This window comes from Candidatus Hydrogenedentota bacterium, from assembly GCA_018005585.1.
GTDB lineage: Bacteria > Hydrogenedentota > Hydrogenedentia > Hydrogenedentales > JAGMZX01 > JAGMZX01.
The window spans coordinates 1-23113 of the sequence record JAGMZX010000030.1 but is presented as its reverse complement, the minus strand read 5'-3'; the positions used below and the strand labels follow the sequence as shown (position 1 = coordinate 23113).

Annotated in this window: 14 protein-coding genes and 1 tRNA gene; 7 read left to right on the top strand and 8 right to left on the bottom strand. The window is 63.4% G+C overall.

Annotated elements, in window-relative coordinates; all coding sequences use genetic code 11:
• Window positions 1-91: 91 nt before the first annotated feature.
• From KA184_07230 to KA184_07215, 4 genes are all read right to left on the bottom strand, one after another.
• Window positions 92-1960: an ABC transporter ATP-binding protein gene (locus KA184_07230; GenBank protein MBP8129360.1), complete on the bottom strand. Its 1869-nt coding sequence runs from the start codon at window positions 1958-1960 to the stop codon at window positions 92-94.
• Window positions 1957-3735: an ABC transporter ATP-binding protein gene (locus KA184_07225; GenBank protein ID MBP8129359.1), complete on the bottom strand. Its 1779-nt coding sequence runs from the start codon at window positions 3733-3735 to the stop codon at window positions 1957-1959. The genes KA184_07230 and KA184_07225 overlap by 4 nt, the downstream gene beginning before the upstream one ends.
• Window positions 3732-7367 (bottom strand): response regulator, encoded by a 3636-nt coding sequence (locus tag KA184_07220; protein ID MBP8129358.1) that lies wholly within the window; start codon window positions 7365-7367, stop codon window positions 3732-3734. Before KA184_07220 ends, KA184_07225 begins: the two co-directional genes overlap by 4 nt.
• 182 nt (window positions 7368-7549) lie before the next feature.
• The gene (locus KA184_07215; protein MBP8129357.1) at window positions 7550-8290 is read right to left on the bottom strand and encodes a class I SAM-dependent methyltransferase; all 741 of its coding nucleotides are present in this window, start codon (window positions 8288-8290) and stop codon (window positions 7550-7552) included.
• Between the two features lie 91 nt (window positions 8291-8381).
• Between KA184_07215 and KA184_07210 the strand changes: the two genes are divergently transcribed.
• Window positions 8382-9191: an ankyrin repeat domain-containing protein gene (locus KA184_07210; protein MBP8129356.1), complete on the top strand. Its 810-nt coding sequence runs from the start codon at window positions 8382-8384 to the stop codon at window positions 9189-9191.
• A 28-nt stretch (window positions 9192-9219) separates the two neighbouring features.
• On the opposite strand, the gene KA184_07205 is transcribed toward KA184_07210, so the two are convergent.
• Window positions 9220-10062, bottom strand: a complete 843-nt coding sequence (locus tag KA184_07205) for a DUF1559 domain-containing protein (protein MBP8129355.1) — start codon at window positions 10060-10062, stop codon at window positions 9220-9222.
• 187 nt (window positions 10063-10249) lie between these two features.
• On the opposite strand from KA184_07205, the gene KA184_07200 reads away from it, so the two are divergent.
• The 3 genes from KA184_07200 to KA184_07190 all read left to right on the top strand — a co-directional run bounded on the left by KA184_07200 (window position 10250) and on the right by KA184_07190 (window position 15307).
• Complete coding sequence (locus KA184_07200; GenBank protein ID MBP8129354.1) at window positions 10250-12028, top strand: right-handed parallel beta-helix repeat-containing protein; 1779 nt, start codon at window positions 10250-10252, stop codon at window positions 12026-12028.
• Complete coding sequence (locus KA184_07195) at window positions 12025-14061, top strand: hypothetical protein (GenBank protein MBP8129353.1); 2037 nt, start codon at window positions 12025-12027, stop codon at window positions 14059-14061. Before KA184_07200 ends, KA184_07195 begins: the two co-directional genes overlap by 4 nt.
• 106 nt (window positions 14062-14167) lie before the next feature.
• Window positions 14168-15307: an exo-alpha-sialidase gene (locus KA184_07190; GenBank protein MBP8129352.1), complete on the top strand. Its 1140-nt coding sequence runs from the start codon at window positions 14168-14170 to the stop codon at window positions 15305-15307.
• 281 nt (window positions 15308-15588) lie between these two features.
• On the opposite strand, the gene KA184_07185 is transcribed toward KA184_07190, so the two are convergent.
• Window positions 15589-16560, bottom strand: a complete 972-nt coding sequence (locus tag KA184_07185; GenBank protein ID MBP8129351.1) for an aldo/keto reductase — start codon at window positions 16558-16560, stop codon at window positions 15589-15591.
• Between the two features lie 84 nt (window positions 16561-16644).
• On the opposite strand from KA184_07185, the gene KA184_07180 reads away from it, so the two are divergent.
• Complete coding sequence (locus KA184_07180; GenBank protein ID MBP8129350.1) at window positions 16645-17787, top strand: lactonase family protein; 1143 nt, start codon at window positions 16645-16647, stop codon at window positions 17785-17787.
• A gap of 7 nt (window positions 17788-17794) precedes the next feature.
• Here the strand turns inward: KA184_07180 and miaB are convergent, their stop codons facing one another.
• Entirely contained in the window at window positions 17795-19135 is a 1341-nt protein-coding gene (gene miaB, locus KA184_07175; protein ID MBP8129349.1) for a tRNA (N6-isopentenyl adenosine(37)-C2)-methylthiotransferase MiaB, read from the bottom strand.
• Between the two features lie 210 nt (window positions 19136-19345).
• Between miaB and KA184_07170 the strand changes: the two genes are divergently transcribed.
• A tRNA-Pro gene (locus KA184_07170) sits at window positions 19346-19424 on the top strand.
• A 344-nt stretch (window positions 19425-19768) separates the two neighbouring features.
• Here KA184_07170 and KA184_07165 read toward each other — a convergent pair.
• The gene (locus tag KA184_07165; GenBank protein ID MBP8129348.1) at window positions 19769-22483 is read right to left on the bottom strand and encodes a DUF1080 domain-containing protein; all 2715 of its coding nucleotides are present in this window, start codon (window positions 22481-22483) and stop codon (window positions 19769-19771) included.
• Window positions 22484-22768: 285 nt separating this feature from the next.
• Between KA184_07165 and KA184_07160 the strand changes: the two genes are divergently transcribed.
• Window positions 22769-23113: hypothetical protein (locus KA184_07160; GenBank protein ID MBP8129347.1), on the top strand; the 345-nt coding region annotated here is incomplete at its 3' end.

Sequence of the window (23113 nt, the reverse complement as noted above, 5' to 3'; positions counted from 1 at the left end):
TGGTTCCGGTCCCCGGTTTCCAAGCGGACCTGAATTATGTGATCGTCCATCTGCGGACCCTTGCGTCTCGAGCCGCCGTCAGGGGCTTGAATCATGTCCTCTCCGTGAGCGCCTGGTCTCTATACTGCAACTCATATAGGGTGCGATACAAGCCGCCGAGGGCCAGGAGTTCCTGGTGCGTGCCCATTTCGCGGATACGGCCGTGATGCAGGACCACGATGCGGTCGCAGTGCTGAATGGTGCTCAGGCGGTGCGCGATGACGATCGACGTGCGGCCCGCCAGGAGCTTGTTGATTGCGTCCTGGATAAGCGCCTCGGATTCGGGGTCCACGCTCGAGGTTGCCTCATCGAGCACGAGAATGCGCGGGCCGTGCGCAAGCGCTCGCGCAAAAGCAAGGAGCTGACGCTGCCCCGTCGAGAGATTGCAGCCGCGCTCGCCCACTTCATATGCGTATGCGCCGGGCAGCCGCTCGATGAATCGGGCCGCGTTCACATAGGCGGCGCACTGTCGCACCACGGCGTCGTCCAAATCGCGGTTGCCCAGGCGGATGTTTTCCGCGACGGAACCGGAAAACAGAAAGACGTCCTGCAGCACAAGTCCAATCCTGCGGCGGAGCGCGACCTGCTCGTAGTCCCGCACATCGACGCCATCGACGCAGATGGCGCCTTCCGTGACGTCGTAGAAGCGGGTAAGCAGGCTGATGAGCGTGCTCTTGCCTGCGCCGGTATGCCCCACGATGGCGACGCGTTCCCCCGGCGCAATATGCAGGTCGATATCCTGGAGCACAGGCCGGCCTTCTTCGTAGGCAAATCCCACACCATCGAAGTCGACCCTGCCCGCGCATTGGGGCGGAGCGGCCGCGCCCGGCTTGTCCAGTATGTCAGGCGCGGTATCCAGGAGTTGAAAGACACGCTCAGATGAGGCCATCGCTTCGAGCAGCATGTTGTAGCGGTCGGCCAGGGCCCGAATGGGTCCGAAGAAGCGTTCGGCCCAGAATACGTAGCCGAACAGGGTGCCCACGGAGGCGACGCCGGACACGAGGGCTTCCGTGCGCAAGAACTGAACGCCGCAGTAGAGGATTATCAGCGAAACGGAGAGCGCGCCCAGGAAATCCACGGCGGGAAAATACAGGGCGAAGTTGCGCACCTGCCGGAACCACTCGTCGCGATGGTCCGCGTTCTTGCGGTCGAATTCCGCCGCGCAGGCTTGCTCGCGGCGGAACAGCTGCACGACGCGCATGCCGCTGAGGGTTTCCTGCAGGTACGCGCTGAGACCGGCGATCTTGCGCCTGATTTCCAGGAATGAGTGCTGTGCATGTTTGCGGAACAAGGCGCTCACAACGAGGACAAGAGGCACGGGGCTGAGCGAAATGAGCGCCAGTTCCCAGTTGATGGCGAACATGAAACAGAGGACCGCGGCCAGGGTGAGCAGGTCGCTGCAGACATCGACGACGCCGGACACGATAGTCTGCTGTATGCGCTCCACGTCGTTGGTGACGCGCGACATGAGGCGGCCCACGGGGTGGCGGTCGAGAAAACTCAGCGGCATGCGCTGCAGGTGGTTGAAAAGCCCCACCCGCATCTCGAGCATGGTGCGCTGGCCCACGAAGGACACAATCAACAATTGGATGTAACGGAGAATGGCCTCTGTCACTATCAGGCCGGCCAGGATGGTTGTCAGGCGGAACAGTCTGTCCATGCTGGCATCGGCGGCCTGGGTGTCCGCCGCGTGTTCCGCGCCTGCTCCCGGCACGTTCGGCGCACTGGCGATATAACGGTCCACGGACCACATGATGAGGAGCGGCGTGAGGTTGCTGATGACCGCGACGACACACAGTAGCGCGACGGCTGTCAACATCCAGCGACGGTAGGGCCGCACGTAGCCGAGCAGACGGCGCATGAGCCGCGCGTCGTAAGCGCGTTGCGGCGCCTCGTCTTCGTGGTGATAGCCTTCGCTCACGATTCGTCTTCCAGGGCCTTCTCGAGCAACTGCCGCCGGTACATGCCGGCATAGAGGCCGCCGTGCGCGATAAGCGCGGCGTGACTGCCGCGCTCGACAATGCGCCCGTCCTGAAGAACAAGGATAAGGTCCGCCTCGCGTACCGCCGAGATGCGGTGGGAGATGATAATGCTTGTGCGGGCGGCCATGACGCCGCGCAAACCGCGCAGAATGCGTTCTTCCGTGTGGGTGTCGACGCTCGACAGGGCATCGTCCAGGATGAGAACGCGCGGGTTGCGCACAATGGCGCGGGCCAGGGCCAGGCGTTGCTTCTGACCGCCAGACAGATTAATGCCGCGCTCGCCGAGCAGCGTGTCGTATCCCATAGCCATCCCGGCCACGTCGGGCGCGAACTGGGCTACTTCACACGCATCGCGCAGCTCCGCATCGGTGGCGCCGGTCCGCCCCAGCAGAAGGTTGCGCCGAATGGTGTCGGAAAAGATGAAGGTATCCTGGGGCACGCAGCCGACAGCGTCGCGCAGAACGGCCAAGGGCAGTTCGCGCAGGTCGACGCCGTCGATGCAAATGCGCCCGGACTGGGGATCGTATTCGCGGGTCAACAGGGCCACGACGGTGCTCTTGCCGGAACCGGTGGGCCCGACGATGGCCAGGGCCCGGCCCGCGGGCGCTTCGAACGATACGTTCTGCAGTACGGGCGTCGGCCCGTGCGCGAAAGAAACCTCTTCAAACCGGATCGCCCCGTGCGTGATACAGGCGTCGCGGCGTGTGCTCGCGCCGTCCCGAATGTCCGGTTCCGTCGCGAGCACCTCGCTGATGCGGTTCATTCCGACCGCGCCGCGCTGGTACAGGGTAAGCACCCAGCCGAATTGGGCCAGGGGCAGTGCAAGCATGATCAGGCAGACGAGAAAGGCCGTCAGGTCCGCTACACGCAGAGAGCCCTGAATCACGTAACCACCACCGCGCCAGATGATGAGCAGGATGGCGCCGCCAATCAACAGCCCGATCAGCGGCCACGCGAAGGAGGTTATGGCCACCAGACGCAGGTTTTCGCGCATATATCGTTCGGATTCCTCGCGGAAACGCGCCACTTCGCGGTCGGCGATGCCATAGGCCTTCACGACACGCGCGCCCGCAAGGTTTTCTTGGACACGCGCGGTTACTGTTCCGTACTGTTCCTGCACAATCCGGGACTGACGGTGGATGTAACGGACGAGCACATAGACAACGATGGAGAGAAACGGCAGCGGCACAAGGGCGATGAAGGTCAATTTCACGCTTAGCCAAAGCATCATGCCGAGGCTTGCCGGCACACGCAGCATGTCAATCGTATACATGATGCCGGGGCCGATGAAGTCGCGCGCGAAATTGATGTCGTTCGTGGCGCGGGCCATGATGTCGCCGGTGCTGGTCCGGTTAAGGAACGCGCGCGACAAGGCCAGCACGCGGGCGTAGTAATCGTTGCGCAGGTCGTACTCAAACTTGCGCGAGGCGTTAATCATCAGCGTGCGCTGGAAATAGCGCGCCACGCCCGCCACAAGAAACACCCCTATCAATCCGCAGACAAAACCCGCCAGCCCCGTTCCCGTTATGGTTCGGGATTCGAACGCGCCGACCACGCCGCGGACTACCAGGGGCATGGCCAGTCCGAGAAGCGCGTGAATGGACGCGAGCGCGGCGCCGGCGGCGTATTCCCGCCAATACGGCGCATTGTAGCGCAACAGGGTCAGAAAGGGCCGGTCTGGAACGGCAGCAGGCGGAAGCGATCGGGTTCTCACGGTGATAGTTTCACGCCTCGTGACGTTTCAAAGCCCTGGATCAGCGTTAAGAGGTCTTCAGCTTTGAACGGTTTGAGCAGGTATCCATCCGCTCCCGATTCCTGGATTTGCTGCAGGGTCTTGTCGACGGCTTTGGCCGTCACGAGGTAGACTTTGACACCCGCGAGGGCCGGGTTGGCCCTGATGCGGGCGCAGGTTTCCCACCCGTCAAGGCCGGGCATGGCGATGTCGAGCAACACCAGCCAATATTCGCCCGTGGCCATCCGCTCGAGCGCTTCCTCGCCACTGGCGCACTGGTCGACCACATGACCTTCCGGTTCCAGACACCGGCGGATAAAGGTGCAGATTTCGCGGTCATCGTCGACGGTAAGAATCTTGTGACCCAATTGTTCGCCTGTGCTAACGCCTTTGCTCAGGGCGTAGTGGATGCCGCTGAGCAGTGTGCTCCGCCGAAACCCCCGCTTGATGCGCCCCGCGACGACGTTACGATACCGGGCATACAGGTGGTCGTCGTTGGTCAATAGAATCACCGGGACGCTTGACGCCGACGGGTCGGCGAGGATTTCGTCGAGTACGACGCTTCCCAGCGGGCCGACCTGCGTATCGACGATCATGCAGTCGGGGTTGTACCGGTTGACCAGCGTCACCGCGAACGCCGGATACGCGGCGTGGATGATATCCATGCGCTCGGAAAGAAGCATGTTGCGCACTTGCCCGCTCAGGGCGCGGTCTTGCGTCACGAGGCACACGAGCAGGTGCGTTTCCACCGGCAAGGGCAGCGGCGGCGTCTGCCCCTCCGGCGCGGGGTGGCGCACATTGCTCAGCGGCAGCGTGAACAGGAAGGTGCTGCCCCGACCCTCTTCGCTGCGGATCGTGATACGGCTGCCATGCAGGCGCATGATGTCCTGGCTGATGGAAAGGCCGATGCCGGTGCCGCCATATTTGCGCGTGGACGTGGCGTCGTATTGATAGAAGCGGGTAAACACCTTGTCTTGCGCCTCTTTCGGGATGCCAATGCCCGTGTCGCTGACGGACGCCTCGACGTTGTCGCCGTTGATGCGGATATCCACGCACACCTGACCGCCCTGCCGATTGAACTTCACCGCGTTCGAAAGCAGATTGTTGAAGACTTGGCCCAGTTTCCCCTTGTCGCCTTCCACCAGCACGGGCTCCGGCGGCGCGTTCAGCGTCACAGCAATGCCGCGGCTGTCGGCCACGGGCTGGATGATCTGAATGCTGGTGAGGGCGCAATCGACCATGTCGAACACATCGAACACGAGTTCCTCCTGGCCACGGTGCAACCGGGAGAAGTCCAGCAGATTCTCGATCAAGGTGACGAGCTTTTCGACGTTGCGCAGCGTAATGCCGAGATACTCCCGCTGCGTCTCATTCACGGGGCCCGCCTTGCCGTTGAGGATCATGTCGGTATACCCCATGACGGCGACAAGGGGCGTGCGCAGTTCGTGCGAGACGTTGGAGAGCAGATTCGTCTTCATCTCGTCGAGGGTCTTGAGTTCCTCATTTACGCGGTGGAGTTCTTCGCGGGCCTGCGTGACCTCGTCGAGCGAATGCTGGAGGTTGTCCATCAGGACCGCGTTGCGAATGGCGATGGCGACGTGCGGGGCCATCTGTTCCATCACTTCGATGTCGTGCGTAGTAAACGCGCTGTTGCGGGCGGCCCCGAGGTTGAGGGAGCCGATGATGCGCTCATTCGCGTGCAGGGGCGTGCACAGACAGCTCAAGGTGCCTGGCGGGAACTGGCGCGCGAGTTCCGCGGAAGCGCCGCCGAGGTTGTCAACGATCAAGGTATGGCCTTCGCGCGCGACCCATGCGACACAGGACGAGTCTTCTTCCCGGCGCACCACGGCGGCCCCGCCGTCGTCCGGCTCCGGCCAAAGTTGCCGGGTCTCAAAACCGTCCCCGTCCTTCCCTTGGAGGGAAACGGAGGCATAGTCGAACGTGACAACCTTCCGCACTTCGCCAACGATACTTTCGTAGACGCGCCCGGCCTCGAGGCTGGAGTTGATGACGTTCGCAATCTGGTTGATCGCGCTGATACGCTCCGACCGTTCGCGGGCCTCCTGTTCAAGACGCACGCTCTGCGTCACATCGCGAAACGCGCCTTCCATGCCGAGGATCGCGCCTTCGCGGCTCTCGACCCGGTTCGCCGTAATCTCGACGCAAATGGCGCGGTCGTCACTGCGGCGCATCCAGACGCGGGTGCGTTCGATGTAGCCGCGGCGGGCCAATTCGCGCGTGAGCCGCACAAAATCATCCTCCTCGACGAACAGTTCGCGCAGATGACGGCTCATGACGTCGTCCACGGTGCGGAAACCAAGTATTTCGACGCCCGCCGGATTCATGAAGAGGATGCGGCCGGCGGGATCGGTCTGGTAGATGCCGTCACGCATCGAGGTAATCAGACTGCGGTACTTTTCTTCTGATTCCTCGAGCTGTTTGATATTACGGCGCAACGCCGACGCCATCTCATTAAAGGAATTGGCAAGTTGTTCAATCTCGTCGCCCGTGCCAATCTTGAGTTTAAGCTCGTAATCCCCCTGCTTGATGATCTGCGCGCCTTCATTGAGCAGCGAAACGGCGCGAATGATGTTGTTGTGGACGTTGCGGTAGGCGACGATACAGAAGAGCGCAATGATGATAACGCTGACAACAAAGCTGATGACCGCGGCGAGGTTGATATTGGCGAAGACGGTCATGCGCGGCCGGTACACCACGATAAAGAGGTTGCGCTCCGGCATGAGACGGTGATAGGCGATGAGCGCGTGGATGCTCTCGCCGCGGCTCCGGTAATTCCAGATCGAGAAGGAATCGAAGTCCTTCCTGGCATTGCGCAAAAGCTCGGCCAGCTGGGGATCAACGCTGGTCTCGACCACGGGACTGACTGTGACGTCCGGGTCGGAAGGGTCGACGCCGGAATCGAGGTATGCAGTAGCGGAAAACAGGTCGCCCAGGTAGACTACCTCGTAGACGTCGTTGCTGCCGACCGGGCCTTCTTCCCAGCTGCCCTGGCGCAGCACAAAACGAAGCAAGTCTTCGATATTCTGGTCATCCGCGACAAAACCGAGAACCGTTTCGGAGCCGGGAGCATACACGGGGCCGACGACGCGGGCGGTATACCCTTCGCCCGTGGACGCGGGGTACAGGCTCTTGAATTGCACGGAATCGATGGTTCCCACCCATTCGGGGTGATCCTCTTCATCTGGCGAAGCGGCGTCCGTCCCCACAAGGTGCCGGCCAGCGGCATCGTAGAGATGGAATCGGGACTGAAGGTCGGCAGCGGCCGAGGTTTCGCTTCTGAGCCGTTGCATGACGGCGTCCCGGTCCATCGTCTCGCCAAGACGCAGGCGGCCGAGCGCCTCCGTGATAATCGGGTCTTGCGTCAGCCGGACAACGCCGCGCTGGCGGCCCTTGATGGCCAGTTGCACGCCCAGCGCGGTCTTGCTCGCAGCCGTTTCCAGGTTCTGCTGTACGGCGATGCGTTGCCCCTCGTGCGCGGCAAAATACCCAAGGGTGAGCGCAATGGCCATGGGAATGACGCCCACCCACAGGATGGATGTCAGGATGCGCCGCTCGATGCTGCGCCGGGCCAGTTTTTTGCGCGTATTCGCCATTGTCTCCGTTTGCCGCAGGAAAGGTCCGGGCGCGTGCTCCCCGGGATAGCCATACGGCCCGGGCGGAAAGGGAAATAGTCTTGTCCCCGTTCCAACCCGCCGCAAGTATAACGCGTACAGGCAATAACATACCAACGGGCCGCGCAGGACGCTGATACGACGGAAAACGCAGGCAGCCTGGCTTACGCCTTGCGCGCGACGGCGAAGATAGACACTCCGAACGGGAGCGAAATCCGCCTGAGGATGCGCCGTTCCAGGGTAAGCACGGCCGCGGGAGCGGCCTGGCGCCAGCCGGGCCGGGGGCCGCTCAGGTCCGACTGGGCACGCGGGACCGCCCTGCGCCAAACACGAACCGCGGCGACGATGGGAAACAACAGCGTGTTCCAGTACGTCGCTCGGACCGTTTCGAATCCGTTCTGATCAAGCAAACGAATCACTTGCGCACGGGTGAAACGCCTGCCGGTATGTATGGCGGCGTCGTGCGAGGAACGCAGCCATTCATAGGCGGGAACATTGACAAGCAGGAGGCCGCCCGGTTTGAGGATGCGGCACATTTCGCGCACAGCCAATGCCTCATCGTGTACACCGCGATGATAGAGCACGTCGCAGGACACGACGAGGTCGAAACACGCATCGGCAAGAGGAATGGCCGTCACGGAAGCCCGGGCAAGCCTGTGCTCGCCACGAAGAACGCAGAAACGCAGCGCCTCCTCCGCGCAATCGACGCCGATGACCCGCGCCGACTGGCGCAACACCGGAAAGGCGACACCCGCGCCGCAGCCCGCGTCGCAGCATAGCCGTGCATCGCGATGGCCTGTCGGCAAGCCGTTATCCAGCGCGTCTTCAAGCATCGCGCATAAGCCGCGATACCACCAATGAGCGTCCTGGACGCGGTCCAGGATGGCGTATTCTTCCTTCTCCACGGACGGCACCGGCTCCGCGCCTCGCCGCCGGCACGGCGGCTGCCCTTGCAGGGGCGGCGCTTCATCTGTATTGTGATAATTGGAGAGTGCCATGTTCAAGAAAAGGACAAGACCGCTGTATATGGGCTTGCGCGCGACCGCCGTGTTCGTGGCGCTGGCGCTGTGCGCGTGCCGTCCGAACAACCCGGCCCGGCAGGACGCGCACGGTCTCACGGCGCTGCATCGCGCCGCGCGCGACGGCGACCTCGCCGCAGTCGAGAAGCTGTTGCGCTCCGGCGCGCGCGCGAACCTGCAAGACGCGGACGGCGTAACACCGCTGCACCGCGCCGCGCGCCACGGGAACCTCGAGATGGCCCGGTTATTGGTCAGCTATTACGCCGACCCCACTCTGACGACGAATGACGGCTGGGACGCCGTGCAACTGGCCGCGTGGCACGGGCAGGTTGAAATGGTGCGGTTCCTGCTCGCTAACGGTGGCAAGCTCGACCGGAAGACGCCCGAGGGCCATACATTGCTTCACATCGCGGCGATCAAGGGCAATGAGACCCTGTTTCGCGCCGCCATGGAGGACTGGAGCCGCTACGGGGCCGGCGGCAGACTGTCCGTCAACGAACGTGACGGAGAGGCCAACACTCCGCTGCACCTGGCTGTCCGTCACAAGCAGTTGGACGTGCTCTTTCCCCTGCTGACGGCTGGGTCAGACCCGGACGCACTGGATGGCGCCGGCAACACGCCCCTGCATCTGGCTATCCAGGCGGGGGCTCTGGAGATGGTCCGAATCCTGGTGACGCAGGGCGCCGACGTGAACAAGAAGGACGCGGCGGGCAAGACGCCCTTGATGCTCGCGCAAGAGAACAGCCCGGAGATCGCGCAGCTGGTCTGGCAATGGGGAGGCCGCTGACCCAGCCGTACATCGCGCCGGCGCCTGTTCAGAGGTTCATCAGGTCGATGAATTCGGCCCATGCCCGGCTAACGGGGAATTCGCCCGGGTAACGCAAGAATTCGACGTGCCCGTCCATGTAAAGGACATTACCGCCGCCGGGCACGTGATTGAACCCTTGGGGGTCGAAGTCAACGCGGTCAAACATCACGGCAACGGCGCTCTCCGCGCGGGAAGTCTTGGACGGTTCGTTGATGTCTTCGATCAGGAAGCGATTGAGCCCCTGGCGCAGGCGCATGATTTCGTGCTCTTTCGCGAAATCGTCGACGAACATCCAGGGCTGGTCCAACAGGCCGGGGTCCTTGCTCTCCAACACATCCCTGAATGCCGTAAGAAATATTTCCGATAGGTCGCGGGTGCCGACCTCCGCGATGTCTTCGGTGCGCAGGAGCCAGCCCGTGTACAGATAGGAGGTCTGGTCGAGCAGGCACGGATTGACCGAGCCGCCGCGCCTTTGGCCACCGGGTCCGTCGGGGCGATTCCAGGAGCCGGCCTTGACGCGATCGGATGCGTCGGGGCTCGACGGGCACGCCAGCACGCGAATATCCGACAGATATTCCGGATAAATCGCGCGGCCGTCGAACATCAGTACGTTGGTGTTTTTTTCATCGCATTGGTCGCCGATATACGGCTGGACCACTGGAAACGCGCCCCCCTGCTCGCTCGCGTACATCTCGAGCACCAGCCCGAGCTGGCGCAGATTGTTCGAGCAGCTTGTCCGCCGCGCCGACTCCCGCGCCCGCCCCAGAGCGGGCAACAGCATCCCCGCGAGGATGCTGATGACCGCAATCACCACGAGGAGTTCTATAAGCGTAAATCCACGACGCGTCATGCCCAAGCCCTCCGTCCATTTCTTGCGGCATGTTCTGCGTCAGAATAACACAAATCTCGCGGCACATGGCGAATCCGCGCGCGGCAGTCACGGCGCCCGTCTGGCGTCCCGCGGGCAGGAGTTTCCCGGGACGCCGGTGGTGCGCTATCTTAGGGCGCGTCTGAAAACCAATTGCGAGGGCAATGTCATGCTGCAAACCGTGATTCTGCTGGTCCAGGCGTTCGCCTGCGCGGGCGCTGTATCGCCCGCCGCATTTTACGTCGCTCCGCACGGCGATGACCGCGCCGAAGGCACGATTGAGGCGCCATTCGCAACACTGCATCGCGCTCGGGACGCCGTCCGGCATCTTGTCTATCAGGGACTCGACGCGGACGTGGTCGTGTATGTTCGCGGCGGCGTGTATTACCTCGATGCACCGTTTACGCTGGGGCCGCAGGATTCCGGCGCCGGCGGCCACAGCATCCTCTACACCGCGTATGAGAAAGAGCAGCCAATTTTCAGCGGCGGAGAGCGAATTACCGGCTGGAAAAAGGGAGCGGACGGGCGCTGGACGGCTACGCTGCCGGATGTCGCGTCCGGAACGTGGTGTTTTCGCCAGTTATTCCGAGGCGGCCAGCGCTTGCCGCGCGGACGTTTCCCGAATGGGAACGGTCTGCTGCACGTTACGGCAGTCAACCCGGAGGTGACGGCCATCACGCTGGATCAAGCGCCGCCCGCGGGCGGCCTCGCCAATGGCGACGCGGAACTGGTCGTTTACCAGAACTGGTCGATTACACGCGCGCGCATTGCCTCCAACGACGGAGCGGTCATCCATACCCGGCATCCCGCGGGCTGGATCGGCCATGGCGACGCAACGACCACAAGCCCCGGCAAACCCTGCCATGTCGAGAACGCACCCGAATTGGTCGACGAGCCGGGCGAGTGGTATCTGGACCGCCGCACCGGGGTCTTGACGTATTACGCGGCGGACGGCGAAGACCCCAACGCGGAGGAGATGGTCGCCCCGCGTCTGGAACGGCTGCTGGTCGTTCGCGGCGCGCCCGAAGCGCCGGTGCGCAACGTATGCTTCGTCGGGTTGACGTTCCAGCACACGGAATGGCCCTTGCCCGAGTTCGGGTATGTCGGCATTCAGGCCGGCCACCACGGCACGACGATGGAAGCGCCGGCGTTCGTGCTGCCCGGCGCGATTGAGTTCGAGTATGCCGAGGGTTGCCGCATGAAGCGATGCCGTGTTGCGCATACCGGGGCGTGCGGCATCGTTTTCGGCGCGGCTTGCCGCGACAATATCGCCGGTCATTGCAGCCTCGAAGACATCGGGGGCAACGGCATCATGGTGGGTTGGCGCGGCGAGGAATGGTCCCGCCGCAAGGAGTTGGCGGGCGATTCCTCTCTGTCCGCAGATTGGCTGGAACCGCGGTTCGTGCCGCGGAACAACGCGGTTGCGGATTGCACGGTGCGGCGTTGCGGCGCGGTGAATCACGGCTGTGTCGGCATTTTCGACGCGTTCTGCGACGGCACCCGCATCACGCACAACCTCGTGACGGACATGCCGTACACGGGCATCTCCATCGGCTTCCGCTGGGACGAATCCGAAACCAGCCAGCGAAGTTGCCTCGTCGAATACAACGACGTGCATGACGTCATGAAGATGCTCGCGGACGGCGGCGGGATCTATACGCTCGGGTTGCAGCCCGGCACGGTGTTGCGCGGAAACCTCTTGTATGACGTGCACCGGAGCGCGTTCGCCCATGGCGGCGCGCCGAACAACGGCATCTTCTTTGACCAAGGGAGCAAAGGGTACCTCGTGGAAGGAAATATCATCTACAACACCTCGGGCGACCCGGTTAGATTCAATCAGACCGGCCCCGAGAACCTCGACCTGCGCGAGAATACCTTCGGCATCGCGCCGGGCGACCCCGCGTTTCCGGTCGAAGCGGCCGCAAAGGCCGGCCCGAGGCCAGAGTGACGAATCGAAGCCTGATTCGAATCCCGGTCGCGGTTGCGGCGCTGGCGCTGTTGATCCTCTGCCCGGTGATCGCCGCGGCACAGCCCCGGCCGCCCTGCCAGGCGGACCAGCCCGGTTTCGATCAGGTCGTGCTCCTGCCAGACTTCGCCGCGCGGCGCGCGGAATACCTCTCGCATCTGGTCAACGGCGGCCGCGGAGGCGCGTATGCCCAGCTCGCGTGGCTGGCGGCGGGCGAAGCCGCGGAATGGTCCGCCTTCGAGGCGAGCCTGAATGAGATCGACAGCCGGCGCGATTGCGCCGATTTCGACATGCATGCCGTCCTTCGCCTGCTGTACCAGTTCCCCGAAGCACGGGGTCTCACAGCCACGCAATGGGAGCGCGTACAGCGCTCGGCGCTCGGGTTCAAGTATTGGCCCGACGAACCGGGGACGGACTCGATGTGCACGTGGTCGGAAAACCACCACATCCTGTTCGCCTCGGCAGGCTACCTCGCGGGCCAGTATTTCCCCGACGCCGTATTCACGAACTCGGGCAGGACAGGCCGCGAACAGATGGCGGTGATGCGCCCGCGCGTGTTGCGGTGGCTCGAACTGCGGTTCCGCTCAGGGTTCAGCGAGTGGCTGTCGAACGTCTACTATGACGCGGACCTGACGGCGCTGCTCAACCTCGTTGATTTCTGCGGCGACCCCGAGATGGCTGCACGAGCAGCGATGGTGGCCCACCTGCTGCTGGCGGACATGGCCTGCAATTCGTTCCGGGGCGTGTTCGGCGGCACGCACGGACGCACGTATGAGCGCGAACGGAAACACGCGCGCGCCGAGAACACATCGGACACCCAGCGGATGGCGTTCGGCCGCGGCGGCATCGAAGGCCGCGGCATGAGCGCAGTCTGCCTGGCCCTGTCCAGGAATTACCACGTGCCGCGCGTCCTGTACGAAATATCGGAAACGCAAAATCATGAGGCCATGGTGCATCGGCAGCGCATGGGTATCCGCGTTCGCGACGCCGCGCAGTGGGGCCTCCGCTTCGACAATCTCGAGGACGGAATGACGTGGCTGAGCCTGGAAGCGTACGCGCATCCGCGGACAATAAACCTGTGGGTTGATATGCTAGACAGCTTCGGCTGGTGGGAGAACGAATTCTTCTCGGAAGCGAAATCGTTTCAGCAACTGCTGTTGCAGGGCCGGAACTGGGGCGTGCTGCCGCTCGCGAGCATCTTCTTCCAACAGGACGCATGCCGCAACACGCGCGAGGAAGTGAACATCTACACGCACAGGACGCCGGACTTCCTGTTGAGCACCGCCCAGGACTACCGGCGGGGCTTCGGCGGCGATCAGCAGCATATCTGGCAGGCCACGCTCGGCCCCGATGCCGTCTGCTTCACTTCGCATCCGGCGCGGCGGCTGGGGAAATCACCCAACTACTGGACCGGCTACGGCGTGTTGCCGCGCGCGGCACAGGTCGGGAATGTCGTGCTCGAGATATACAACATCACGCGCTGGCCAAGTCTCTACGTGCCGACCGCACTTTTCTTCACGCATGCGTGGCTGCCCCGCGATTGTTTCGATGAATGCATCGAACGGGGCGGCTGGGTGTTCGCGCGGCGCGGCGACGGATATCTCGCCTTGTATTCGCATCGTCCATACCGTTGGCAGGACCGGCCGGGCGAAGATCAGGGCCGGGAATTGATCGTGCGAGGGCGGCGGAACGTCTACATCTGCGAGATGGGCAGGCGCGCGACGGACGGCGATTTTGAGGCATTCGTGGACCGCATTCTTGGCGCCCGCATTAGTGTCACTGGTCTGCGTGTCAGCTATGAGTCACCGTCACAAGGTCGCCTCTCCTTCGGCTGGACCGGTCCGTTGCGGCAGAACGGCGCTGTTGTGACGCTGGACAACTACCCGCGCTACGAGAATCCCTATGCGCAAGCGTCGTTCCCGTGCGATCAGGCGGTCTTCCGGTGCAACGGACATTGGCTGGAACTCGATTGGACGGACACACGCCGCGAAGCCAGCGCGTTCCTGGAACCGTAGTTCATGCGAAAGAGAACACTATCTCCTTCGCTTGAATTTCCAGTGTCTCATCGCAGCGGACATGAGAAATACGCAAAGCGCAAAGATGAAGAAGGAGCGCGTCGTCATGATGACAATAGTGTGTTGTTTGCTTGCCGCGCAGCCGGAGCCGAAGTCCGATTTTGTGGAAAAGCACGTCATGGTTTACTACGAGCCTGGCCGGTTCGGCGGCTGGCCCGCCAACCACGGCATCTGGATTTGGGACAACGAGATACTTGTCGGCTTCTCGCGCGGCCATTACAAGGACCTCGGCCCCGACCGGCACCACATCGACCGCGAGAAACCCGAAGAACACTGCCTCGCGCGCAGTCTGGACGGAGGCGAGACATGGACCGTCGAGCATCCGAACGGCCGCGGATACCTTCTTCCTCAAGGCCGTGCGCTGCACGGCACGGAACTTCCCGGGATAGCGGTCCCCCCCGCAACGCCCTGCCCCGGCGGCGTGGACTTCACACACCCGGATTTCGCGATGACGCTGCGCATGTCGAGCGTCGATGCGGGCCCCGCGCGCTTTTACTACTCTTATGACCGCGGACACACCTGGAAAGGGCCTTTTGCTTTCCCAGACTTCGACGCGCAGGGCGTGGCGGCGCGCACGGACTACATCGTGGACGGGCCCCGCGCATGCACGGTGTTCCTGACCGCGGCAAAGAGCAACGGCAAAGAAGGCCGGCCTTTCTGCGCCCGTACAACGGACGGCGCCAAGACGTGGGAGTTCTTGTCCTGGATTGGACCGGAGCATGACGGGTTCGCGATCATGCCTGCAACAGTACGCCTCTCGGAGAACGCATTGTTCACCGTGGTGCGCCGCCGAGAGTCGTACAACCGCTGGCTGAACGCCTATGTGTCGCATGATAACGGCGCGAGTTGGGCGTATTTGAACGACCCCGTGGACACCCTCGGGGAGGGGAACCCGCCAAGCCTGGTCAGGTTGCGGGACACACGCCTGTGCCTCACTTACGGCTACCGCGCCGCGCCATTCAGCATCTGCGCGAAATTGAGTAACGACGGCGGCCAGACCTGGAGCGCGCCCATCGTCTTGCGCGACGACGGCGCCAACCGCGACATCGGCTACTGCCGAAGCGTCCAGCGGCCCGACGGTAAAGTCGTCACCATCTATTATTTCAATGACTTGAAGACGGGGCCCGAGCGCTACATAGCCGCAACCATCTGGGACCCGGCGAACGCCGCGGAGTCCAGCCCCTGAAAGACCTCACGTGACGGGCCATGCGCCATTCCCGTCGATGGCAGCGCCGATTTGCGTCATGACAGCCATCGTTTGGCGGACCACTCACGCCCAATTGGTGTATTGGGCAACATCGTCGTATGCAAGAACCCGGCCCGTGCGGTCCTTGAGCCCTTTTTCACGGACCCGGCCGCCGCCTCTTCCCGAACCGCCAGTTCCTTGATATCGTCCACCTCGTCGCCGTTTTTCGGATAGAGACAGAGTAGGAACAGTCCCGGCTCACTGCTCCCCCCTCTTCCCCCTCACGCACGGGGGAACAGCGGGTTCATGCTCTGCGCCAGCACACCCAGCCGTTCCGTCTCTTCCACGGTAATCGGAGACAGATTGTCGCGCAGGGCGAGGGCTTCGCGATAGAGTCTCTCATCGCCGGGCGGAAGCACGCTCACGATCGCCTGGCTGAGCGCCCATCTTAGCGCGAGCGAGGCTTCTTCGCGCGATTCAATCGGCTCGTACCAGCGCTTGCCCTGCCGTTTTTCGGACGGCGTGCCTTCCGGCCATTTCTGCCGCGCCAACGCTTTCAGCGCAATACACGGGATGCTTTTCTCCCGTGCCGCGGCCAGCACGGACGGCCCGAAGCCGGCCTTCAGCCACGGCGCATAACTGACCGGGTAATAGAAGAAGTCGAACGGGTGGCGGTCCAGGGCTGCAAGAGCCGCGGCATCTGAATGCGCGGAGAATCCCAGCAACCGGATTTGACCGGCCCGCCTCCGTTCGAGCAGGTATTCCATCGCGCCTTCCGCCGCAAACACGGGGTCTACATCGGCGGCCACATGCTGAATGCCATGCACGAGGTACAGGTCGAAGTAGTCCGTGCCGAGAATAGCGCACGACTGCTCGAACTCGCGCCGCGCGCCTTCGCGCGTGCGCTCGCGCGTTTTCGTGGCGAGGACAATGTCCTTGCGGAATGGCTTGAGCGCCGGGGCAAGCATCTCTTGCGAATTTCCATAGGAAGCCGCCGTGTCGAAGTAGTTGACGCCCGCCTCGATCGCATCGTGCACGACTTGCGCCACGGCTTCCGGCGTATTGTCACGCGCCACAATGCCGCTGAAGCCGATCACGGAGACCTCGATCCCGCTCGCGCCGATAGACCGCCGAGGCAAGACAGCCGCCGACGAAATGTTCTCCCGGGCACTCGCCGCCCCTCGCCATGCCGCGCCGCTTGCGGCGAGAGCCGCTGACGCGGCGAATTTTCCCATGAATTCGCGACGCTTCATGACTTGGCTGCCTCCGCGTTTGATAATGGAACCTTGCGGCTCATTATGCCATAGTGGAGGGCACGCACAGCCGAAGGATATGCCATGAGAAACGAGTTGGTCTTGGCAGGCCTGATCTCCGTGAGTCTGAGCGGTCTCACACAAGCCGGGTTCGCCGCCGCTGGGGAAACAGCCTCGAGGCCTCTGTTCGTCTATATAGGCACTTACGCCAGCGGTCCGGACGAGGGTATCTTTCTGCTGAGACTCCACGCGGAGGACGGCCGCCTCGAATACCTCGGCCTTGCCGGGCGTGCGAAGGGCCCGTCGTTCCTCGCGGTCCATCCGAGCAAGCCTCACCTGTATGCCGTGGGCGAGGGCGGCCCGGGCACGATCAACGCCTTTGCCATCGACCCCGTCACGGGCAAGCTTACGTTCCTCAACGCCGCGTCGTCCGTGGGCCGGGGGCCGTGCCATGTTGCGGTGGACCGCGCGGGCCGCCACGTTCTCGCGGCGAATTACGGCGGCGGCAGTGTCGTCGTGCTGCCCATCGACGAAGCAGGCCGGCTCGGCGAGGCCTGCGCATTCGTCCAGCACGAAGGATCGAGCATCAACCCGCAGCGCCAGGAAGGACCGCACGCGCATTCCGTGACGCTCGACGCGGCCGGGCGTTTCGTATTCGCCGCGGACCTCGGCCTTGACAAGATTCTTGTCTATCGCTACGACGACCGGGGCGGCACGCTCGAGCCGAATGTCCCGCCCTTCGCGGCGCTTGCTCCCGGCGCGGGTCCGCGGCATTTCGCGTTTCATCCAAGTGGACGCTTCGCTTACGTTGTGAACGAATTGGGCAGCACTGTCACCGCATTCGCTTATGACGCGACACAGGGCCGGCTCGATATGTTGCATTCCGTGGGCACGCTGCCAGAAGGATTCGACGGCCAGAACACGACCGCGGAGATCCGCGTGCATCCGTCGGGCCGGTTCGTTTATTGCTCGAACCGCGGACATGACAGCGTCGCGGCCTTCGCCGTGGACGCAGACACGGGCCGGCTTACCCCGTTGGGCGAGACATCCACGCAGGGGCGCACGCCGCGCAATTTCAATATCGATCCCTCGGGGCGTTTTCTGGTCGCGGCGAACCAGGACACGAATACCGTGGTGCTGTTCCGCATCGACGCGGAATCGGGCGCGCTCTCCCCCGTTGGTCAGAGTATGGAAATCCCCAAGCCGGTGTGCGTGACGTTCTACTGAACCCGCACTACGCGCAAGTCACGTCCGCCAGTTCGCCTTCGAGCCAGTGCCCGGCATAACCGGCGACGCGCACGGAAACGAGGTCGCCAATCTCGAGCGTTGCGCCGCGCACGCTGATGGCGCGGTATCCGTCCGTGCGCCCGCTCATCACATGCCGCTTCCTCGGATGCGCGCCGTCGATAAGCACCTCCTGCGTCGTGCCCACCAGCGCACGCTGGCTTTCCTCGTTGATGCGATCCTGAACCGCGATCACGCGAGCCAAGCGCTCTTCCTTGGTTTCGCGCGGCACGTCATCGTTGAGACCCGCCGCGGGCGTGCCTGGACGCGGCGAATACTTGAACGGATAGACCTGGCTGAAGCGCGCTTGTTCCAGACAATAGAGCGTACGCTCGAATTCCGCTTCGCTCTCCGTTGGAAAACCAACGATGAGGTCCGTGGTGATTTCGACGCCCGGCGCAACTGAGCGCAAGTAGCGCACCTTGTCGAGATACTCTTCAAGCGTATGGTTGCGCCGCATCATGGACAGTATGCGGTCCGAGCCCGCCTGGAACGGCAGATGCAAATGCTTGCAGATGCGCTTGCGCGCCGCCATGAGGTCCGACAATTCCTTGTTCCAGTCTTTCGGGTGCGGCGCCGTGAACCGGATGCGCTCGAGCCCTTCCAGGCGCGACAATTCATCGAGCAGTTCGAGGAACCGGTAGTTGCGCGAAGCCTGATACGAGTTGACGTTCTGGCCGAGCAGCCAGATTTCCTTCGCGCCGCGGGCGACCAGACTGCGCGCTTCCCGCACGATATTCTCCGCCTCGCGGCTCACTTCGCGCCCGCGCGTGTGCGGCACGATACAGAAGGTGCACATGTTGTTGCACCCCTTCGTGATGGCGATGTACGCCTTCACGCCGTCCACATGGCCCCGCTCCACCCATTCCTCCGGGATGAAATTCTGAATCTTCCGCTCGCGCGGCAGCCATTGCGTCGCGCACACGCGCTCGCCCCGCTTCACGGCTTCAAGCATCTCCGGCAAGCGGAACAGGTTATCCGGGCCGAAGACGAGGTCCAGCGCTTTCTCCCGTTCGAGCAGCCGTTCGCCTTCCTGCTGCGCGACGCAGCCCGCTACGCCCACGATGATGTCCGGCCGCTGCATCTTCCGCCGCCGCAGCGCGCCCAGAAAGCTGTACACCTTGTTTTCCGGATTGTGCCGCACGCTGCACGTGTTCAGCAGGATGACCGACGCGTCGTCCGGCGATTCGGCAATGCCATATCCCGCCTCGCGCAGGAGGTCCATCATTCGGAAGCTGTCATGCTCGTTCATCTGACAGCCGAACGTCTTGATGTAGGCTTTTTCCGGCATGGACACGATTCCGCGGGCAGGTGTTGTCATCGCTGCGAGGGCGCCCGTAGACGCAACTGAACACGCGTTCAGTATAGCATCGAGCCGTAGGGGCGCTCAAAGACACCCGGCCGGGCGCGCGGCACCGGCGGCTTGCCACGCCAGGCAACAATCGCCCGCGCCTTGTGCCTGCGGCCCAGGGTCTGCTATGATTCTCATGGTACACGTTGTCGGGGTGTGGCCTAGCCCGGTCTAAGGCGCTTGACTGGGGGTCAAGAGAGCGTTGGTTCAAATCCAATCACCCCGACCACTCTCTCTTTCGGGCATTTTCACTTCGTTTCCGCCCGATTCTCATCAAACCCACGTGGATGTTCCTTCCAAGAGCCCCTTGTTGAAAGGGGGCGTTTCCGTTTTCAGTTCGTGCTGACTGTGACCGCGTTTCGCAAGGGCGAGACGGGCCTCGCTCCTGCAAGAAGCGGGAATCACGCCTTGCGATGGCTTCTGGAAGATTCCGTGGAGACGACTTGGCGGTGTCCGCGCCGGGCCGCATCGCCAAGACCCCGACGGAGGAGCCCGCCGCCGGCCAGTTGGCGTCCCACACGTCATCGCGCCCGAGCCGCCCCTCGTGCTGACCTCGTCCACAACCTCCACGCGCTAACGCAGTCTCTTGAGCAGCAGATCCTTGAATTGCACGGTTACCGGGTCGCCGCTGTGCAACTGCAGGCCGAGGATCCCGGAACGGTCGCGCTGCGCCGGGTCGTCGTCCACCACGTCAGCCATGAGTTGGCCATTGACATACAGGCTGATGTGCGCACCGCAACAGATAAGCCGGTATTCGTGCCACTCCTCAAGCCTGAACGGCGCGGGCCCCCCCGCTTCGGGGAGGGACACGGTGTTCACGGCGCCGTCCGGCCCGATGGCTGTGCGCTGCCCGCGCCAGGCGAGGGTCTCGCGGCCGTGTTCGTCGTAGAGCCGCACAAGCCAGTCGGTCTGGAGGTTGTTGTCCATCTGGTAGCCGGCGATGTCGTGGCCGGGAAGCAAGGCGCTGCGGAACTGGAAGCCGCCGTTCGAAGCCGACGCGCCGAACATCCGGTAGTTCATCTTCAGTTCGAAATCGTCCAGCGCGCCGCCTTCCCACACGAGATACTGATTGACCGTGCAGGGATGCTCCGGCGTAATGCGGCCCGTAATCGCTCCCTCCTCGATGCTCCAGTAGCTCATGTCCGGCGATTCCCACCCCGTCAAAGTCTTGCCATCAAAAATGGGGACAAACCCCGAGTCGTCCAAGGGAAGCGGCGTGTCGGCAGGCGAACTGACGGACAGGTCGAGGATCTCGATAGCGCCGTTCTCGACTTCCAGGCCGAGGCTGCCCGAGCGCAGATTGTACGCGCGCCGCGTGAACGCATAGTCGTCGTTGAGGAAGCACTCAATCAGGCTGCCGAGCACAAACCCCTTCACAGTGATGGGTTCGTCCGTATTCACGGCGACGTGGTCATGCACCCTGTCGATATTCTCGCCCGACAACGCCGCCGACTGCGCGTCCGGTCGCACCGAGAAGCGGTACGCGCGGCCGTCATCGCGCTGGCGCATCAGAAAGGTCACTTGCCCCTTGCGGTCGAGACGGAACTTGCAGGTAAACATGTAATCCGCCGGGACGGCGCAGCGGCACCGGGCGATGCCAGCCCCTTCTGGCGCACCCGTGAGCTTGCCGCCGCTCCTGTCCCACGCGCCTTCCAGGATTTCCGGATTGGGTCTCACCGTGTTTGAGAAGGCGGCCTCGACCTCGCGCGCGGGTTTGCAGAAGAGCTGCCCGTCCGGGCCGGGATGCAGTTCGCGGGGCAGACACTGGTCGCCGCCCCAGATGCCATTCTCGCCATCGCGCAGCGTCGCGGTGTCCCACGCCCAGCCGGTCCAGATGTGCCGCTGCCCGTCGAACATGCGCTTGGCCGCGTAAACACCGGGCCGGTCGATGACGCTGAACGCAGGGCGCGTGTAAGGCCCGCGCGGATGTGGCGCGCACAGGTAGTGGTCGCCGCCGAGGAGATACCACGTGCCGCCGATACGGAACAGGTCGGGACATTCCTGGCCATCTGCGCCCGCAAGCGGCTGCTCATAGGTCCAGGCAGCGAGGTCTTTCGATGTGAGCAGCCCTTGCACGGGCTTTTTCTCCCGCACGCCGTCGGCGATGACCAGCATCCAGTATTGCTGCTCGGCGTCATTCCGGAACACATATGAATCGCGCCAATTGCGGTTGTGCGGCGCATTTGAATAGATGACGCCATCCGGCCCGAGTTTGTCTTCCGGGTGTTTGGTCCAGGTGATGAGATCCGGACTCGTGGCGTGCATCGTGAATTCCTGTCCCTCTGGATTCTGGGGATTATGGCCGGTATAGAAGATGTGGAAGGTCCCGTCCTTCTCAATGACGCTGCCGGTGAACATGTGGCCGCCATCGGGGCTGTCCGGCGCGCCGTCGGACAAAAGCGCCGTCGGCAGTTCGCGCCAGCGGACCAGGTCCCTGGACACCACATGTTCCCAAGGTACTTTGCCGATGCCGCCGCGCAAGTAGAAGATGTGATACTCGCCTTTCCAGTAAAAGGGGATCGTGTCGGCCATCACCCCGGCCGCGGGCCGGAAATGCAGCGGCGACGCGCCGCCCGCGCTGGCGTCATCGGGCGTTCTCATGTACGCGGACATCCCGTCGAGCACAAGACGCCCGCCCTCGATGCGCGCACCGCCCAGGAGCAAGCCATCGGCAAACACGCCCATGGTGTCTCTGGCGGCGCCGTCTTCAAAGTCCCAGCAGGCCAGCGGCGCGGGTTCCGAGGGCATATTCGGCTTCAACGCCGCGATTTCGGCCCCGATCAACGCGCGGTCATAAATGCGGGCCTCTTCAATCGCACCGGCGAAATAGGCGTTCTGCTGGCCGCGCCGGTCCAGGTGACGCAGCCCGATAAGGACCATGCTGCCTTCCGCGAAGGTCTGCGGTTCGGCCACCTCGTAAACCGCATAGACGGCGCCGTCCCGGTGCAGCGTCACGCGTTTGCCCGCGTACGCGATGGCAACCTGCACCAGCATGTCCGGCCCGGCCGTTTCCACAGCGTTTGCGCTCTGGTCATCCTGTGTGCGCAGGAAATTGTTGCTGCCGGCCATCCACTTGCCCGGCGCGCGCTCGCCAAGCACGATGGCGTCAAAAATGCCGCGCTGTTCGATGGTCAGTGCGCTGCCGCCCTGCTGCGTCAGGTTCGCGGGCCGCGCCCAGACCACAAGAGTCTTGTCGCTGAGCTCCGGCAGCGCGGGCGCGTCCGCGCCCCTCGCGCAACCGGACCCGCCCAGAACGAGCACGACAAGCACCGTGGCGGCACACTTCATGGCTGTCTCCTTCGTGTTTGGAAAAACGGCGCGGCGATAGTCTTCCCGTTCCGCCCGCCTGCGGCATCCTTGCCCAGCCCGTGCCCCAATATCAAGCGCACTATGTCATGGAAGAAACGGCGCCTGACGGACCAGCCGGAAGATCGGGGTAATGAGAATGCGTGCTGTAACTTGTGAGCAGAACACGCGGGAAGACACCCGTGCAGAAGGACGGCCCGGCCGCCAAGCGTGTATAATGAATCGAAGCCGCGTCACAACACGATAATCGGCTGAGGGAGGCTTAAAATGGTGCGCGTTCCTGCGAGGACGAGTCGTCTGGCCTGGCTTTGTGTGCTGTTGCCCGCGTTGTTGTTGCTGGGGCGCCTGGAAGGCCGGGCAGAGACGGAAGAACCGGCCACCGATACGCCGACCGACGACACCGCGAAACTGGCGCCCGTTCCGGGATTCAAATTGCGCCACAATGCGGGCGCGGCGGGGCAGGTGCTGCCCGGATCAATGCAATGGAGCGAAGGGTGGCGTGTTTCGGACTTCGCCGCGCCGGGCAAGGTCCGCGTCGAGGGCGACGTGCTGTATCTGGAGAAGGGCAACGACCTGACAGGCGTGACGTGGCGCGGCCCGCTCATCCGCAAG